This window comes from Tetragenococcus koreensis, from assembly GCF_003795145.1.
GTDB lineage: Bacteria > Bacillota > Bacilli > Lactobacillales > Enterococcaceae > Tetragenococcus > Tetragenococcus koreensis.
This window is the reverse complement of sequence record NZ_CP027786.1, coordinates 1,819,514-1,834,656: the sequence shown is the minus strand read 5'-3', so window position 1 is coordinate 1,834,656 and position 15,143 is coordinate 1,819,514. Positions and strand designations below refer to the sequence as shown.

The following is a 15,143-nucleotide window of genomic DNA, read 5'->3' as shown; positions in this document are numbered from 1 at the left end:
GTTGACAATAATTTTTCTTTCTGCTAAATTATTCAGTATCAAATCGAAATCATTGCGTTTTGCAAAAACGAATAGAGAAGGAGGAATAGGCTAAAACTTTGATAACAAGAACAATGATGAATTAATAGACTAGGTCGCGTTATGGATAAAAATAGCGCAACTTTTGTTTGTAAATGATTCGATCCTAAACTAATTTGGTCTGTGTATGGGAGGAGAAAATGGAAAAAGTAGATTTAAGTAGTGCTTATCGACGGATGAAAAGCCCAAATATCAAGACTAGAAAACGGGCGTTAAAAATTATTCATGCACATAAACGTAATAAAAACAAATAATTTTTATGAGAGGGTTAAAAAATGAAGAAAAAAATTTGGGTCACATTAATCACATTATTTGCTGGAGGAGCATTGGCTGCTTGCGGTAATAATGCTGATAACGAAGCTAATAGCGATAGCGAAGGCAATGGAGACAAGCTTTCAATTATTACCACATTTTATCCGATATATGATTTTACTCAAAATGTTGTGGGAGATGAAGGCGATGTCGAATTATTAATTCCAGCCGGTACAGAACCCCATGATTTTGAACCTTCTGCTAAGCAAATTGCTCAAATTCAAGATGCAGATGCTTTTGTTTACCATGATGAAAATATGGAAACCTGGGTACCTGATACGGTTGAAGGATGGGAAGAAGGGAATCCAAATATTGTTAAAGGAACCGAAGATATTGAATTAATGCCAGGTAACGAAGAAGAACACGATCACGACCATGGCGATGAAGAGGAGGATCATGACCATGGTGAAGAAGAGCACGAACATTCGCATGAGTATGATCCCCATACCTGGTTAGACCCTAAATTGGCGGTCAAAGAAGTCGAAGCCATTCGTGATCAATTAAGTCAAGATTACCCAGACAAAGAAGAAGCGTTTGAAGAAAATGCAGAAAATTATATAGCAGAATTAGAAGATTTGGATCAAGAATATGAATCAGGTTTTTCAGATGCGCAGCAAAAAAGCTTTGTGACTCAACATGCGGCTTTTGGATATTTGGCAAATGAATATGATTTGAACCAAGTGCCTATCTCAGGGTTGTCGCCAGATGAAGAACCTAGCCCAGAACGCTTAGCAGAATTGAAAGATTATGTGGAAGACAATGATATCCACTATATCTATTTTGAAGAAAATGCGTCAGATAAAATAGCGCAAACGCTAGCTGATGAAGTGGGCGTTGAACTAGAAGTATTGAATCCATTAGAAAGCTTAACAGATAATCAAATAGATAATGGTGAAGATTATGTTTCTGTGATGCAAGATAACCTAAAGGCTTTAGAAAAAACAACTGATACTGAGGGAGAAGAGGTTCAACCAGAAGAATCAACTGAATAAATCTAATACTTTTTACTCATTTTATGTGAAAGTAAGTGTGCACTGGGGTATTTTTAAATCCTTCGTTAAGTCGATTATGATACAATTGATTTTGAGCCTCATGACAAGTATTATATGATTAAACACATTGGCAATTAATTTTGGTTATGAAATAGTTAGGATTGTTGTATAAGCTTTATATTTGCAGCTAGTTTTATCACCAACTTTTTAAGGTTAACTGCCTAGAGGATGCGTGCACATTGTTTAAAAAAGGAAAGTTAAAAGAAATTAGTCAGAAAGCGCACATGAAAATAGGAGATGTGATCATTATTGGTATTTTAGTGATCGCATCTTTTCTTCCTGTTGTTATTTTTTATTTTCAGCAAGACCAAGGTCAAGCAGACGAAACAATGGAAAAATACGCTGTGATTCGTATTGATGGCGAAGAAGTTGATCGTTTTTCGCTGGATGAGGATAACTCGGTTAAAAAAACCTATTATCCAGCAGAAGGTCAGTATAATATTGTTGAAGTTGAAGACGGACGAGCGCGGGTAAAACAGGATAATAGTCCGGATCAAATTGCGGTTAGAACAGGCTGGATTTCTGAGCCTGGCGAAACAAGTATTTGTCTTCCACACAAGCTAGTTATAGAGATTTATCAAGAAGGCGCTGAAGACACGTATATTTACTAAAAAATAAACTTCTGAAGAAAGCTGTAATTTTGCGGACTTTTTCAGAAGTTTTTTATTTTACTGCTTATTCAGCAGCTGAATAAACAATGCTTTTGTGATCGATTGCTTTCATTAGCAGAAAATACAAAATTTTCTCTAAGATAACTAGATAAAGAAAATACAGTTATTTGTATTGTTCAATAAAAAAAGAAGAGGAGAGGGACGTAAAACAGCCCAACTCTCATCTTCAAAATTTAATTAGTCAGAAGTAGCGTATTTGAAAATGGTAGAAGCGCCAAAACTAGGATAGTAGATCCCCTGTAAGTTGTCTCTGACTAACAACGAACGTGTTTGTTGATACAACGGAACAATCGCAGTATCATCTTCAACCAACGTTTTTTCTGCTTCGATCATTGCTTGCCAACGTTTTTCTGGATCATTGCCGTAGTCATTGGAAATTTGGTCCAATAGATCATCGTACGTATCACTTTCATAATTGGTATTGTTAGGCGAACGTAGAGATTCCAAATAAGTCATTGGATCTTGATAATCCGGTCCCCAACGTCCGATTGCAAGTTCATATTCACTGTTACGCGTTAATTCGATTGAATTATTTAAAGGCACTGATTTGACTTCAAGTTTTAACCCAGGGAGGGCCTCTTGTAATTGATATTGTACCGTTTCTGCTACCTTTTTCTCGTCATCTTCATCAGAGGTTAATAATTCAATGGTAATTTCATCACCGATTTCTTCCTTGGCTTTTTCCCAATGCTCTTTGGCTTTTTTCTCGTTAGTTTCCATTAGATCTCCAGCATCTTCACGGAAATCTGCATCAGTTTCGGGATTTTTGACGAAACCTTCTGGAATGTAACCATAACTTGCAGACGAGCCATCTGCCAATACATTTTCCACTATGCTTTCTTTGTCGATGGCATAAGCTACAGCTTTACGAACGTCGCTATTAGCAAAGATAGTGTCTTCATCATTTGATTTTTGATTCATTTTAAAGTAGAACACTTTTGAATCTGGAACTTTTTGCAGATTCGGATTATCTTCGTTTTGTTTGACGTATTCACCGAAGATTTCCGCTTGATCTAATTCGCCGCTTTGGAATAAATTAAACGCGGTCACCGCTTCTTTGATGACATCTACGTGAACGTCCTCTAATTTTACTTTATCAGCATCATAGTATTCCGGATTTTTTGTTAGATCCCACTCCATGGAGGACTGATCCCAATTTTCCATAGTAAAAGCACCATTTGATAGAATTTTTTCACTATCGTTCCCATATTCTTTTCCTTGTTCTTCCACAAATTCTTCATTTTGTGGGAAAAATGGTGGGAAAGTCATGAGTGATGTGAAATAAGGAACCGGTTTTTCCAATTGGATTTCTAGTTCTTTATCATTGACCGCTTTGACTCCTAATTCTTCTGGATCCATACCGTCATTGATGATTTCAGAGCCGTTTTCAATTGTTCCATCAAGTAAAAACATATAGTTCGCTTCATTTTCCGGACTCGCTAGCCTACGCCAGGCATAAACAAAATCATCTGCGGTAACTGGATCCCCATTGCTCCAATTTGCATCATCGCGTAATTGAATGGTATACGTTTTGCCATCTTCAGAAATCTCTGGCATATCTGTTGCCACAGCTGGCACAACTTCATTCTCCTGATCGATACTATATAAACCTTCAAAGACATGAACTTGCGCGTTGATACTTGCAGTATCTTGTGTGACTAACGTGTTCATAGAGGCAACTTCATTGGCTTCCATTAAAGTGACTGCTTGTTCATTATTACCATTATCTGAATTGCCAGAGTCTTCGGTATTTTGACCAGTCGTACAACCAACGAGACTGATACCCATTATAAAACTAACACAAACCAACATTATTTTCTTTTTCATTGAAGCTCCTCCTTTTGATTAAATTAGATTTATAAAAACTCAAACCCTATTAAAGTGACATTCCAATCCAACTCATTAAAACGAAAACTACGTTGATTTGATTCAAATTCGCCTCGTTGGTTATCAATCGGATCAGCTCGTAATTGTTTTTTTGCGACGGTGAAATCAGCTTGAATATCATCGTTGGCGGGCATTCGGAATACATCAAGATTGCCAAAGTAATATTTCCATCGTTCAGTGTTGTGACCACGATAAGCGCTACCGCCAAATGAGGCATCTGCATAAACCCAGCCAATGGTTGGTAAATAGAATTTTGCCCAGTCATGTGGACCTTGAGTGTATTCTGATATATACAGACCTGATTCCCATTTTGCTGGAATTCCCGCCATACGACACAAAGTAATAAATAAAATCGCTTGCACACCACAGTCTCCTTTTTGATTAACTGCGCAATATTCGCTGATATTAGGAATAGTGAAATATTCTCTCATATAAGAATAATTTACTTTCGTAGTGACAAACTCATAAATTTTATACGCTTTTTCTAGTAAATTCATTTCTTTTGTCGTCATTTCTGCTAGTAATTTATCTAAGAAATCGGTAAATAAAATATGAGGGCTTTTTTCTGCCAATTCATTTTGAAATTGTTTTTTTTCTTCATCTGAAAGCTTTTTAGGAAAGTCTTTTTGATTTTCCATAACGTCAAATAGGTCATGATAGTTCGCTTTTATTTCATATTCGTGTTTTACTTCAAAAAACAGGTCATTAATATTATCTGTTTGAAAAGCAATTGTGCGTTGACAAGCGGTAGGGTTGGCAATGTCTAACACAGGACCTGTGGTAGCGAACACCTCTTGCTTATTCACATGTCCATTTGTTCTAGGCAATGGCAAGTGAGCAAGGAATGGGCCTTCTTGATCAGTTATAGTGACACTTGGAGCAATGGACTGTTTTAAGGTAATTTTTGCTTTGCGTTGTCCATTTTTTTTCATTTCTATGATGTTGTCATCAAGCTCTGTTTGTCGCTCGTTATCAATCGAGTTTTCTTCTTCATAACGATAACGTTCATAATAGTCATGTCGCGTTTTGACTAAATTTTCAATAAAACGGCGATGGAAATACTTTTGCCCTTTTTTGTAGGTCCATTCGACGTTATTAGTGCGAACGAGTTCTTGTATTTCATCTGGTTCTACCTTTTCGAACGCTTCTTCCAACATCTTTTGTGCCTGTTGTTCGTCAAAAGGGAATTGATCTTCGCCTAAGGCAGATAAGACAGCCAGCTCCCCTTCTAAACGTTGCTTTAATGTTTGACTAGTTTTAGCAAAGTTAAGCTTTTCGCGAATTAATTCTTCGGCCAAAGTAAAATTTCCATTCTCTTTAGCTCGTGTTATATCATCTGGTAAAGGGATGGAAAGATAACTGATATCATTCAATTCATAAGGTTTCAAGCAGCATTCCTCTTTTCAATTAGTGTTATATTTCAGTATTATAGCAAGCTTTAGATATAATATCCAGAAAATTCTATTAATTTTTTTAATTATTTTCTAATAATTATATTTTAGGCTAATTTTAAAATATAAATACATGCGAAAAATGGAAGACTGCACTACCATTTTTACTAAAAAACTCTTGCAGCTTTATTGTAAGCACGCAAGAGTTTTTTAGTTAGAACGTTCGTTGTAACAATTGTTTAGTCAATTGCTTGATTTCTTCTTTGGCTTGTCCTTCAGGTAATTTGGTGATGCCTTGTAGAGCTTGTTCAGTGTAACGCTGGGCAAAATCTTTCGCTTTTTGTACTCCCCCATAAGTAACAACTAATTCTGCTACTTTCTGTGCTTCTTCTAAAGAAAGCTCACTTTCCTTAGCCAAGTAAGGGGCAAACACTTCCGGGTTTTTTTCTTTTGCCAAAATCAGTGGTAAAGTATAAACTCCTTGTGCTAAGTCTTCCAAAATGGGTTTTTGTAAAATATATTGATCAGCAGTGTAATCTAAGATATCATCATAGACTTGAAACGCAATCCCAATGTTGCGTCCAATTTGGCCCGCTAAAGTTTCAATTTTTTCAGCTGACTTACCAAAATGGGCGCCTTGTATACAAGCTAGCCAAAATAATTCAGCAGTTTTCCCATTAATGCTGCGTAAATAATCTTCAATAGTTTCTTGCTTATTAAAGCGGGTATGCATTTGATCTAATTCGCCTAGTAAAAGACGTTTCATGGAAGCTGCGTTAATTCCTAAATAAGAAGAGCCATTCATGGCTTGTGTGAGTAAATCAAAAAACTGAGTAAATAACAAATCGCCAGCGTATACGGCAATGTCTTTTCCATATTTTGATTGTACCGTGACAGTGCCACGACGCAGTGGCGAGTCATCAATAATATCGTCATGAATTAAGGTAGCCATATGTAAGATTTCAATTGAGGCAGCAATCTGTATCAGTTGTTTTTGATCTTTTTTGGCTGGATCCCCTAACTCAGAAAATAGGAGAAAATACGCTGGGCGTAAGTATTTGCCGCCTGATCTGGCAAATTCAATGAGTGTTTCTTGAATATCTTTATTTCGCACACATAATTGTTCTTCAATTAATGAGCAAACGGTTTGGAGTTTACTTTGAATAGTGGGATAATCGTTCCAGTAAGATAGCATTTGTACGTTCCTTTCAACGTTTGGTAATAACAGAACTATTCTAACTTATTATTGGACAAAAAGGCTACTTTTATGCTGTAAAAAAAAGAAAGGATAGAAAAATGTCAGTAGCTGTTTTTTTAGAATTGGTAGAAATGAAGGCGAAAACAGCAAGTGTTCTCCCGTTTCTAATCGGACTTTGTTATAGTTGGTATCATTATGGCACAATTCATGTCGGTTATGTAGCCATTTATTTTGTAGCCATGTTTATTTTTAATATGGCAGTAGATATTTTAGATAACTATAATGATTATCGTCATGCTAGAGAAGGGCATGATTATAAGGAAAAAACCAATATTATCGGACGCGAGAACTTATCGCTGCGTTTGGTGTTTTGGTTGATGGTTACAATGATTACCGTATCTGCACTTATTGGGATTGCTTTAGCTTCGGTGGTCGGTTGGCCACTTTTGTGGATGGGGTTATTTTGTTATCTAGTGGGTATTTTTTATTCGTCGGGGCCACGGCCGTTATCAAGCTTACCCGTAGGCGAAATCTCTTCCGGCATTACCATGGGCTTTATGATTTCATTAATTTGTGTGTATATCAATACTTTTGAAGCATTTCAATGGAGTTTTTCGGCGATTTTAGGTATTGTAGTTATTGCATTGCCAAATACGATGTGGATCGCTAACTTAATGCTAGCCAATAATACTTGTGATAAAGAAGAAGATGAAAAAAATGGGCGCTATACTTTAGTTCATTACATAGGGAAAACCAATGCACTACGCCTATTTGTGGGAATGAACGGAATTGCTTTTGTAGCAATTTTAGCTTCATTTCTTTTAGGTCTAGCTCCTTGGACTGTGCTGTTATCATTTTTAGCCCTACCATTTGTTTATGGCCAAGTAAAACTTTTTTTACAAGAGCAAGTTAAAAGTAAGACATTTCGTTGCGCGGTTAAGATTCTTGCAGTAGGATCAATTGTACAATTCATTACCTATGCTATAGGAATATTTATATCATAAAAAATAGAAAGAAGTGGACGTATCATGAAGGAAGTCGCGATTTTAGGCGCAGGATATGCAGGATTGAGAACTTTACGGGAGCTACAAAAGCAAAGTGACCTGCATATTACTTTAGTTGATCGCAACGACTATCACTATGAGGCAACAGATTTACATGAAGTTGCTTCTGGGAATCAACCGAAAGAAAAAATCATCTATCCTATTAAGGATGTAGTGAATTCGAAAACGACAACATTTATCCAAGATGAAGTGAAAAAAATTGATCCTGACCAACAAGTGGTTGATTTAAAAAATAATCAACCATTACATTATGATTATTTAGTGGTTGCTTTAGGTTTTGAAACAGAAACCTTTGGTATTTCTGGGGCAACAGAAAATGCTTTGGAAATGGTAGATGTTCAAACTGCTGAAAAAGTTTACGCGCATATTCAAGCGATGATGAAAAAATATAAAGAAAGCCAAGACAAGAAATATTTACGATTAGTCGTTTGCGGTGCTGGTTTTACGGGAATCGAATTGGTTGGCGCCTTACATGAAGGCAAAGAGCGATACGCTAAAATAGCTGGTGTTGATCCAGCAGAAATCGAAATCTACTGCATCGAAGCAATGTCAAGCATTCTTCCAATGTTTAATGATAAGTTGACACAATATTGTCTGGACTACTTAAATAAATGGGGCGTTCATTTATTGACTTCTAGCCCGATAAAAGCAATTAAACCAGAAAAAGTGGTTTACGGCACGGATGACTGGGAAGAAGAACTTGAAGCAGGTACAGTTATTTGGACGACTGGCGTCAGTGGCAGTCATGTTGTTGGAGATTCTGGCTTTAGTGAAAAACGAGGACGAGTAATGGTAAGTGATGATTTAACTGATCCGGACCATGATAACATCTATATCATTGGCGATGTTTCCGCTGTGATGGATAAAGAAAGTAACCGCCCTTATCCGACGACTGGACAAATTTCCTTACAAATGGGAGATCACGCGGCTAAAAATATTCAACATCAAATCAAAGGCGAATCGACTGAACCGTTTACATTCAAGTCACTAGGGTCGGTCGCTTCAATTGGCAACACACATGCTTTTGGCTATGTGGGAAGTACGGCAGTCCAAGGCTACCCAGCTTCATTTATGAAAAAAATGATTATGAACCGTTCCTTATTAAAAACAGGTGGTTTGAAAGAAGTTATGGCAAAAGGTCGTTTTGACTTGTATCATTAAAAAATGGCGCTTGTCTATAAAGTGTTAAAAATAAGCAACGCTGTCTGATTTATAGATAGCGTTGCTTATTTATTAAGATTAATTTTTTTGAATAAGTTGTTGGTAATCAATCGTTGCTTGTGTATCAAAAACTTGATACGTAAGTTTTTCATCCATATCATCATAAATAATAGCTAGCAGTTCACCGTTTGGTTCAAAGTCTCCAATAGTAAAAACAGTGTAGCGGTCATTGATAACTTCTACATCTCGGATCGTTTTAGCGAAAATTTTTCTAATATGCGCTACTTTTTTGAGATACTTCTCTGCTTTTTCATCGGCTTTTTGCAAAGTGAAACCTTCATCTAAAAAACCTTGAATTAGTTCTACCTTTATCACAGTCAATAAACGATAATTGCGGGGTGCTGCAGTTTCAGCATCCTTAGCAACGGAGGTGATCATTCCTTTTTCTTCCCAATAACGTAATTGTCTAGGAGAAGTTCCGCTCATTTTACTTAATTCACTAATTCCAACTAATAAATCATCACTGACTAATAAGTCTTTTAAGGAATTTACCATAAGATACCTTCTTTTTGTAGTGTCATTACTTGGATTATAGTTCACATTACATAGATGTCAAGTTAGTTGACAAAATCTGCAAAAAAGAATAAAGTAGTTAAGTTGAAAAAATAGAAGGGAAGAGAACTATGGGAAACGAACAACCACTTGATATTCATGGAAAACCATATAATCGTAGCATTATCGTAGCGATTTTAATGGTCGGCAGTTTTTGTACGGTATTGAACCAAACATTATTAAACACTGCTTTTCCAACTTTAATGCGTACTTTTGATATTTCAGCTTCTGATGTACAGTGGCTGACTACTGGATTTTTATTAGTAAATGGGATTATGATCCCTATTACCGCTTGGATGATTAATAAATTTAGTTCAAAAAATTTATATTTATTTGCCATGATGGTTTTTTTGATTGGAACAATCACTTGTTTTATAGCACCTACTTTTTCGGTGCTTTTGATTGGCCGTCTTGTGCAAGCTGCAGGTGTAGGAATTTCTATGCCGTTACTACAAAACATTATGTATACTATTTTTCCACCTGAACGGCGTGGTGCTGCAATGGGAATGGTGGGTATTGTTATTGCATTAGCTCCTGCTTTAGGCCCCACACTTTCTGGTTGGGTGATTGATCATTATTCATGGCGTCAATTATTTGGCATTGTGATCCCTATCGTGGTTCTAGTCCTAATCATGTCTTTTTTCTTAATGCGTAGTGTCATTCCATTGTCTAACCCTAAAATTGACCTTTTATCAGTGGTATTATCTACTATTGGATTTGGTTCTTTGCTATATGGCTTCTCTAGTGTTGGAAATAACGGCTGGGGAAGTTTTGAAGTGATTGGATTTATTGGCCTTGGAGCGATTGTTCTGGTCTTTTTTGTTTGGCGTCAACTGCATATTGAAAATCCGCTATTGGAATTGCGCGTGTTTAAATCATCCACCTTTACTTTAGCTGCTATTCTTGCTGGTGTAACAAATATGGCAATGATCGGTGTTTCAATGGTGGTTCCAATGTATATTCAAAATATTCATGGAGAATCCGCCTTGCAATCTGGCTTAATGCTACTTCCTGGGGCACTCGTTGTGGGTGTCATGAACCCAATCACTGGCTCAATTTTTGATAAATACGGCGCGAAACGTTTAGCGATTATTGGGATGTTTCTTTTAACTTGTTCAACAGCGCCCTTTGCCTTTTTGACGGAAAATACGCCCGCGGCTTACATTATCATTTTGTATGTCGTACGGATGTTTGGAATCTCAATGGTAATGATGCCAGTCACAACTTCAGGGATGAATTCATTACCAGCTAAATTAATTAGTCACGGGACTGCCGTCAATAATACTTTCCGACAAGTAGCTAGTTCGATCGGAACGGCAATCTTAATCAGTGTGTTGACAAACGTTACCAATAATAATTTGCCAAAGGAAAGCATGCTGGAAAAAACACCATTAGCTTATGGTCAGCAAGCTTTAGGTGCTACCTTGTCAGGATATCGAGCAGCCTTTTTAGTAGCAATCCTGTTTTGTATTGTTGGTTTTGGGTTGACGTTCTTCATTAAGGGATCGTCCAAAAGTAAGGAGGCACACGTATGATTTTTGTCATTCTTATCTTAAGTGCGGCAGCGACAGCCTTTTTATTTGTTTTAGGGCAAAAAAATTGGCTACGAAGACTTTCTTTTGTATTTGCGGCTATTTTCCTTGTAAGCATCGTTTTAATTGTAGCGAACTTTAATCAACATTTTGGTATGGAACAAGAAAACCGCACCCAAACTGTTAATTTAGTGTCGTCGGTAGATGATCAAAATGTGGAAGCATTATTGTATAAACCTTTAGGCGATGGTACGGAAAAGACTTATCTATATGCGACTGAAAACATGGAAAAACCTAAATCAGCTGGCAGTGATCATGTAAAAAATCACATTGACCAGCATGCCGATCAAGCACAACTTACCCTGACAAAAACAGAATGGGTTTATAAAAATGGTTTTTATCGATTTTTATTTGGCCTTTCTGGTAATAATCATGAATTTATTAAACAAGAAAATCAATTTAAGTTACCTCCTGACTGGGAAGTACTAAGCACTGAATAAAATTAAAAATCTCATGACACCTTGTGGTAAGGGAGGTCATGAGATTTTTTTGTTATTGAGGACATGACCGGGTAATCTATTTGACTTGATAAGTTTGCTAAATATTGGCTTAAAGGAATAAGAAAAACAATGGCACACTAACAAAGATCACGTCAGGATGAATTTTAATTTTTGTAGCGTACTATTGAAAGAAAGAGAAAAAGTTAACAAATGAGATGTTTTTTAATGAGCAATGTAGGATGTTGTTAAGGGATAGTACGCTTTTGTGAGACTAAGGCCTTCTTTGTTAAGAAAGAAAATAATGAATCAACTAACACTAAATAAACGAGATTATTTTTTTCAAAATTGGTGGAATTTATGTTATGTTTATGTTGGAGGAAGTGACAAAAAGGAGGTTTAAAATCTTTTTTGCATTTTAGTTAGTACTAGCTATGCATAAGGGGATTTTTTCAAAAGTTATGAATGCTCTCCAATTATGATAGCGAATACATTTTAAATGTTGTAATCTGGCAAACGTTAGTTGCATGAGGTTAAAAATAGTACAAGTGAAGAAAAATGTTCGTTGGCCACTTTTTAGGAAGATATTAGTCGGGCAGTTTTTGACAAGTGGACGTTACTAGCAAACTAGTTAGTTGAATAAATAGTTTGTAAAAAAATAAGGAGGGTATTTGATTGGCATATCAAACAATAAATCCATATACAAACGAAGTAGTAAAGGAATATCCAGACGCCACAGATCAACAATTAGAAGAAGCTTTACAAACAGGGAAAGACTTATATGAAGAATTTAAAACCCAAGCAGTCAAAGAACGAGGAAAGATTTTACACAATGTTGCTGCTAAGATCCGGGAAAAATCGGATGAATTAGCTCGTACTTGTACTATTGAAATGGGGAAACTATTGACTGAAGCACAAGGTGAAGTTGAACTGTGCGCGGTCATTGCCGATTGGTTTGCAGACCATGGGGAAGAAATGTTGAAACCTGAAGAAATCGAAACGATCGCACATGGCAAGGCGGAAATCCAGCATCATGCGACAGGTGTTTTGATGATGGTTGAACCATGGAACTTTCCTTATTATCAAATCATGCGAGTGTTTGCTCCAAACTTTATGGTAGGCAACCCTATGATTTTAAAACATGCTTCGAATACACCATCTTCTGCACAAATGATGGCTGATGTAATTAGTGAAGCAGGTGCGCCTAAAGGTTCACTTACTAATTTATTTTTATCGTATGATCAAGTGACAGAAGCAATTGGAGATTCTAGAGTTCAAGGAGTTGCTTTGACAGGTTCTGAACGTGGCGGCGAATCGGTTGCCAGTGCAGCAGGTAAAAACTTGAAAAAAACAACCATGGAACTCGGTGGTATGGATCCATTTTTGGTATTAGATGATGCTAATATGGATGATGTTATAGATATTGCTTGGCGCTCACGTTTATATAATGCCGGACAAGAATGTACTTCCTCCAAACGTTTTATTGTGATGGAAGATGTATACGATGAATTTGTGGAACGTTTGAAAGAAAACTTCAGCAAAGTTAAACCTGGTGACCCATTAGATCCCAAAACTACATTAGCGCCTATGAATAGTAAAAAGGCGAAAGAAGATTTGCAGGATCAAGTTGATGAAGCCGTACAAGCAGGTGCTAAAGTTGTTTACGGTAATGAACCGATCGATTTGCCTGGACAATTCTTTATGCCTACCATTTTAACGGACATTGATCGGGATAATCCTGCTCATACGACTGAAATGTTTGGTCCAGTTGGGGTGGTTTATAAGGTCGCAACAGAAAAAGAAGCGATTGAACTAGCTAACGACTCATCTTACGGACTAGGTGGCATTGTATTTGCTGGTGACAGCGATCATGGCGCTGAAGTGGCTGCTCAAATTGAAACGGGTATGGTTTTTGTCAATAGCTTTAGATATTCCTTGCCTGAATTGCCATTTGGTGGCGTGAAGCGCTCTGGTTATGGTAGAGAAATGAGCCGTCTAGGGCAAATGGCTTTTGTTAATGAAAAATTGATTTTAAAAGCAGATAAACCAGATATGAATAATCTTGCTGGTGGCTTAGTTGCAACTGACCCTGAATAAAGAATAAGCTATAGCCGCTGTTATTGAAGCAATTTCAATAGCAGCGGTTTTTTGATGCTAAAAAGTATCTCCTTTTAGGATAATAGGAAAGTTGTCACAAAGATTTATTGAGTTCAGTAATGAGTAGTGTGTTCTCTAATGCTATGAAGAGATAATTGCTAAACTTTCCTCATTTCTAGGATAAATCCCTTTTCTATGTTTTACCAAGATTCATGTCTTTGAATAATAGAGGTAAAATCCGAACGTTTTTCAAAAAAGTTTTCTTTTTTTAGCTTTTTTACTTGAATAATCAGGATAAAATGCGTAATCTGTTTGGAAGAATAAAAAATAAATGAGTTAGGGATGGTAAAAAATGTCACGGTATCAGCGAAAAGTGTTACTTTCAACTGCTTCAGGAATCGCATTAGAGAATATGGATATTATGTTTTTATCCTTTTCGTTATCTTCAATTATCGCAACCTTTGGTCTTAGTGGCGCACAAGCTGGTTTGATTGCTACAATTACCAATTTAGGGATGCTAGTTGGGGGTATTTTTTTTGGACTTATGGCAGATAAATACGGGCGTGTAAAAGTATTTTCGCAAACAGTCATTTTATTTTCGGTCGCTTCTTTACTGATGTTTTTTGCTTCTAATATCTATTTAGTTTTCCTTTTTCGCTTTATTGCTGGTATTGGAGCTGGCGGGGAATATGGCGCTTGTATGTCGTTGATTTCTGAAACATTCCCGAAAAAACATTTAGGCAGAGCCTCATCGATCGCGGGCATTGGCGCACAAGTTGGTGCAATGTTAGCAGCAATCTTGGCTTCTTTGATTATACCAGTACTTGGCTGGCGTATGCTTTATGTTATCGGTGTGTTGCCAGTTTTGATGGTATTATTTATACGTCGCGGGTTAAAAGAACCTGCGGCTTTTGCTCAAAGACAAGATGAAGGAAAGAAAACACGCTTAACTGATTTATTTGCTGGCGGAAAAATGACTTGGCAAACCATTGGCTTAACGTTGATGGTTACCGTTCAAATTGCTGGCTATTTCGGTTTGATGAACTGGTTACCTTCGATTATGCAAGAGCGACTTGGTTTATCAGTTGCCGATTCTTCTTTATGGATGGTTAGCACAATTTTAGGAATGTGCCTAGGTATGTTAACATTTGGAGCGATTATGGATAAGTTAGGACCGCGGATGTCTTTTACCATCTTTCTTATTTTTTCATCTTTGGCTGTTTATTTATTAGTATTGGCTACTGGACAAGTAACTTTGATTTTAGCGGCGGTCGTTGTCGGTTATTTTATTAATGGTATGTATGGAGGTTATGGTGCTGTTATTAGTTCATTATATCCCACGCAAATTCGTGCAACAGCCAATAATTTTATCATGAACGCAGGACGCGCGATTGGTGGTTTTTCCTCAATTATCATCGGTTTTTTGATGGACCATTATGATTTGAATGCTGTGATCTGGTTTTTGAGTAGCATTTATCTAATTAGTCTAGTGGTGCTGATGACTCTTCCAGGAGTAAAAGCATTAAAAACACCGACTAAAGTTGCTCCTGAAAACTATGAAAAAGGCCATAGTATCCAGCATTAGCATAAA

At 36.8% G+C, this 15,143-nt stretch carries 12 protein-coding genes and 1 pseudogene; 9 read left to right on the top strand and 4 right to left on the bottom strand.

Going from position 1 to position 15,143, the window contains the following annotated elements:
- Positions 1-218: 218 nt before the first annotated feature.
- The 3 genes and pseudogenes from C7K43_RS08815 (at position 219) to C7K43_RS08805 (ending at position 2,053) form a co-directional block, all read left to right on the top strand.
- Complete coding sequence (locus C7K43_RS08815) at positions 219-332, top strand: putative metal homeostasis protein (RefSeq protein WP_124006504.1); 114 nt, start codon at positions 219-221, stop codon at positions 330-332.
- A gap of 21 nt (positions 333-353) precedes the next feature.
- Positions 354-1,379 (top strand): annotated as a pseudogene (locus tag C7K43_RS08810) (metal ABC transporter substrate-binding protein); the annotation flags it as partial.
- Between the two features lie 287 nt (positions 1,380-1,666).
- The gene (locus tag C7K43_RS08805) at positions 1,667-2,053 is read left to right on the top strand and encodes a NusG domain II-containing protein (RefSeq protein ID WP_124007270.1); all 387 of its coding nucleotides are present in this window, start codon (positions 1,667-1,669) and stop codon (positions 2,051-2,053) included.
- 237 nt (positions 2,054-2,290) lie between these two features.
- Here C7K43_RS08805 and C7K43_RS08800 read toward each other — a convergent pair whose 3' ends face one another.
- The 3 genes from C7K43_RS08800 to C7K43_RS08790 form a co-directional block, all read right to left on the bottom strand.
- Positions 2,291-3,940 (bottom strand): peptide ABC transporter substrate-binding protein, encoded by a 1,650-nt coding sequence (locus C7K43_RS08800; protein ID WP_124006502.1) that lies wholly within the window; start codon positions 3,938-3,940, stop codon positions 2,291-2,293.
- A gap of 29 nt (positions 3,941-3,969) precedes the next feature.
- Positions 3,970-5,388 (bottom strand): transglutaminase-like domain-containing protein, encoded by a 1,419-nt coding sequence (locus C7K43_RS08795; protein ID WP_124006501.1) that lies wholly within the window; start codon positions 5,386-5,388, stop codon positions 3,970-3,972.
- Between the two features lie 217 nt (positions 5,389-5,605).
- On the bottom strand, positions 5,606-6,586 hold the full coding sequence (locus tag C7K43_RS08790; RefSeq protein ID WP_124006500.1) for a polyprenyl synthetase family protein: 981 nt from the start codon (positions 6,584-6,586) through the stop codon (positions 5,606-5,608).
- Positions 6,587-6,687: 101 nt separating this feature from the next.
- Here C7K43_RS08790 and C7K43_RS08785 point away from each other — a divergent pair, with 101 nt between their 5' ends.
- Positions 6,688-7,593: a prenyltransferase gene (locus C7K43_RS08785; protein WP_124006499.1), complete on the top strand. Its 906-nt coding sequence runs from the start codon at positions 6,688-6,690 to the stop codon at positions 7,591-7,593.
- A gap of 24 nt (positions 7,594-7,617) precedes the next feature.
- Positions 7,618-8,814, top strand: a complete 1,197-nt coding sequence (locus C7K43_RS08780; protein ID WP_124006498.1) for an NAD(P)/FAD-dependent oxidoreductase — start codon at positions 7,618-7,620, stop codon at positions 8,812-8,814.
- 78 nt (positions 8,815-8,892) lie between these two features.
- Here the strand turns inward: C7K43_RS08780 and C7K43_RS08775 are convergent, their stop codons facing one another.
- Complete coding sequence (locus C7K43_RS08775; protein WP_124006497.1) at positions 8,893-9,369, bottom strand: MerR family transcriptional regulator; 477 nt, start codon at positions 9,367-9,369, stop codon at positions 8,893-8,895.
- 128 nt (positions 9,370-9,497) lie between these two features.
- Between C7K43_RS08775 and C7K43_RS08770 the strand changes: the two genes are divergently transcribed.
- The 4 genes from C7K43_RS08770 to C7K43_RS08755 all read left to right on the top strand — a co-directional run bounded on the left by C7K43_RS08770 (position 9,498) and on the right by C7K43_RS08755 (position 15,137).
- Positions 9,498-10,961, top strand: a complete 1,464-nt coding sequence (locus C7K43_RS08770; RefSeq protein ID WP_124006496.1) for an MDR family MFS transporter — start codon at positions 9,498-9,500, stop codon at positions 10,959-10,961.
- Complete coding sequence (locus C7K43_RS08765; RefSeq protein ID WP_124006495.1) at positions 10,958-11,458, top strand: DUF4811 domain-containing protein; 501 nt, start codon at positions 10,958-10,960, stop codon at positions 11,456-11,458. The genes C7K43_RS08770 and C7K43_RS08765 overlap by 4 nt, the downstream gene beginning before the upstream one ends.
- Positions 11,459-12,130: 672 nt before the next feature.
- Positions 12,131-13,552 (top strand): NAD-dependent succinate-semialdehyde dehydrogenase, encoded by a 1,422-nt coding sequence (locus C7K43_RS08760; RefSeq protein WP_124006494.1) that lies wholly within the window; start codon positions 12,131-12,133, stop codon positions 13,550-13,552.
- A 352-nt stretch (positions 13,553-13,904) separates the two neighbouring features.
- The gene (locus tag C7K43_RS08755) at positions 13,905-15,137 is read left to right on the top strand and encodes an MFS transporter (protein WP_124006493.1); all 1,233 of its coding nucleotides are present in this window, start codon (positions 13,905-13,907) and stop codon (positions 15,135-15,137) included.
- Positions 15,138-15,143: the final 6 nt, after the last annotated feature.

Excerpts from the sequence above, each read along its gene's own strand:
- C7K43_RS08815 (WP_124006504.1), top strand. The coding sequence starts at position 219 with ATGGAAAAAGTAGATTTAAGTAGTGCTTATCGACGGATGAAAAGCCCA.
- C7K43_RS08805 (WP_124007270.1), top strand. The coding sequence starts at position 1,667 with ATGAAAATAGGAGATGTGATCATTATTGGTATTTTAGTGATCGCATCT.
- C7K43_RS08800 (WP_124006502.1), bottom strand. The coding sequence starts at position 3,940 with ATGAAAAAGAAAATAATGTTGGTTTGTGTTAGTTTTATAATGGGTATC.
- C7K43_RS08790 (WP_124006500.1), bottom strand. The coding sequence starts at position 6,586 with ATGCTATCTTACTGGAACGATTATCCCACTATTCAAAGTAAACTCCAA.
- C7K43_RS08785 (WP_124006499.1), top strand. The coding sequence starts at position 6,688 with ATGTCAGTAGCTGTTTTTTTAGAATTGGTAGAAATGAAGGCGAAAACA.
- C7K43_RS08780 (WP_124006498.1), top strand. The coding sequence starts at position 7,618 with ATGAAGGAAGTCGCGATTTTAGGCGCAGGATATGCAGGATTGAGAACT.
- C7K43_RS08775 (WP_124006497.1), bottom strand. The coding sequence starts at position 9,369 with ATGGTAAATTCCTTAAAAGACTTATTAGTCAGTGATGATTTATTAGTT.
- C7K43_RS08770 (WP_124006496.1), top strand. The coding sequence starts at position 9,498 with ATGGGAAACGAACAACCACTTGATATTCATGGAAAACCATATAATCGT.
- C7K43_RS08765 (WP_124006495.1), top strand. The coding sequence starts at position 10,958 with ATGATTTTTGTCATTCTTATCTTAAGTGCGGCAGCGACAGCCTTTTTA.
- C7K43_RS08755 (WP_124006493.1), top strand. The coding sequence starts at position 13,905 with ATGTCACGGTATCAGCGAAAAGTGTTACTTTCAACTGCTTCAGGAATC.